The 1,854-nt window shown below is 53.8% G+C and carries 1 pseudogene; it reads left to right on the top strand.

Going from position 1 to position 1,854, the window contains the following annotated elements:
• Positions 1-523 precede the first annotated feature (523 nt).
• Positions 524-1,791, top strand: a pseudogene (ltrA, locus tag EC915_RS24660) (group II intron reverse transcriptase/maturase).
• Positions 1,792-1,854 lie beyond the last annotated feature (63 nt).

Raw genomic sequence — 1,854 nt, 5'->3', positions numbered from 1 at the left:
TACTGTGTGTCACGAACACAGGTCGTATGACCTGTGATGCTGTACCGAAGATGGAAGTAGGCCTTCCGAAGTCGGCTTGCAGGAGCAGGCTTCAAACCACCCGGTGCTGCTGCATCCAAAAGGTGCGGTGGTGAGCGACCGAGGAAAAGTCATCCCATGATGATGGCAGGTGAGTATGGAGAAGATGAGCGAAAGCAAACCGTCCGATGACGCATCGTTATTCCTAAAGTGCTGTCGAAACTGAGGTTGAGTATTGGCTTCAGGACGAGTTGGGGCGTTACCTGCTTACGGCCCCAGTGGCAGCCGGTGTAAAGGCGGCATGATCTTCATACAGGCTTGGGTACGGAACGTGAGAACCTTGTTCCAGATGCAAAGGAAAATGACAAATGGCTAAAACCATGAGGAAGAATACCAATGCTGGAATGAGGGGCGGAGCCTCCTGTAGTAGTGATGAAGCCTTTGTAATGAAGGTGGAGCGAAGGGGAGGCGGTATCCTGTCAACGAACGCCGTCAACCTCAGGGGATGAGCGGTGTGAGTTCGAACAAACCTTACAACATAGCAAAGCGCGTGATATGGGAGGCCTATCAGCAGGTCAGAACCAACCGGGGAGCTGCTGGAATCGACGATGAGACCATTGCCGATTTTGAGCGGAACCTGCCGAAGAATCTTTACAAGCTATGGAATCGAATGTCGTCGGGGTCTTATTTCCCGTCGCCGGTCAAGGTTGTTGAGATACCGAAGGCATCGGGGGGTATACGCAGGCTGGGAGTGCCTACGGTCAGCGACCGTATCGCACAAACTGTAGTCAAACTTCTCATCGAGCCAAAGCTGGATGCGCTTTTCCATCCGGACTCATATGGATACCGACCAGGACATTCAGCCAAACAGGCCATAGCGATCACACGCGAACGCTGCTGGCGATACGACTGGGTGGTGGAGTTTGATATCAAGGCGGCTTTCGATCACATTGATCATGAACTGCTGATGAAAGCGGTGCGGACTCATATCAAAGAGGACTGGATACTGCTGTACATCGAACGATGGCTGGTTGCTCCGTTCGAGGCAGCAGATGGCGTTCGCATTCAACGCGAACGTGGCACCCCGCAAGGCGGCGTGATCAGTCCCATGCTGATGAATCTGTTCATGCATTACGCCTTTGACGCTTGGATGCAACGAAACAGCCCAAACTGTCCTTTTGCCCGGTATGCCGATGATGCGGTAGTGCATTGTCGTAGCCAGAGGCAAGCAGAACACGTGATGCGTTCAATCGCTTCACGTCTAGCGGTTTGTGGCCTCACGATGCATCCCGAGAAATCGAAAATCGTGTACTGCAAGGACAGCAATCGACGCGCAGAGTATCCGCATGTGAGCTTTACCTTCCTTGGTTTCACTTTTAGACCCAGGAAGGCAATCGGCCAGCAGAACAAGCTTTTCACCAGCTTCCTGCCGGGAGTCAGTGCGCAAGCGTTGAAGCGGATGCGGCGAGCAGTGCGCGAGTGGCGGGTCAACCGCCAAACTCACGTGACGCTGGCTGCTGTGGCTCGGCTTTACAACCCAGTGATACAAGGTTGGTGGCAGTACTATGGCGCGTTCTATCGGACGGCCCTGCTTTGCATCTTTCGACATATCGATAGCGCGCTCAAGCGTTGGGCCGGTCGTAAGTACAAAATACTTCACGGGCACAAGCGGCGTATATCTCAATGGTTGGACATGGTGCATACGGCTGCCCCTCGACTGTTTTATCACTGGCAAATAACCGAGCAACAGGTTGGATAACGGGAGCCGTATGACGCGAGAGTGTCACGTACGGTTCTACGAGCGGCTACGGGGGCAGTTCCTGTGGCCGACTCACC

Origin of the sequence: Pseudomonas sp. LP_7_YM (assembly GCF_004364435.1) — a bacterium.
Taxonomy (GTDB): Bacteria; Pseudomonadota; Gammaproteobacteria; order Pseudomonadales; family Pseudomonadaceae; genus Aquipseudomonas.
The sequence above is the reverse complement of the archived record's forward strand: the minus strand, read 5'-3'. Positions and strand labels throughout refer to the sequence as shown.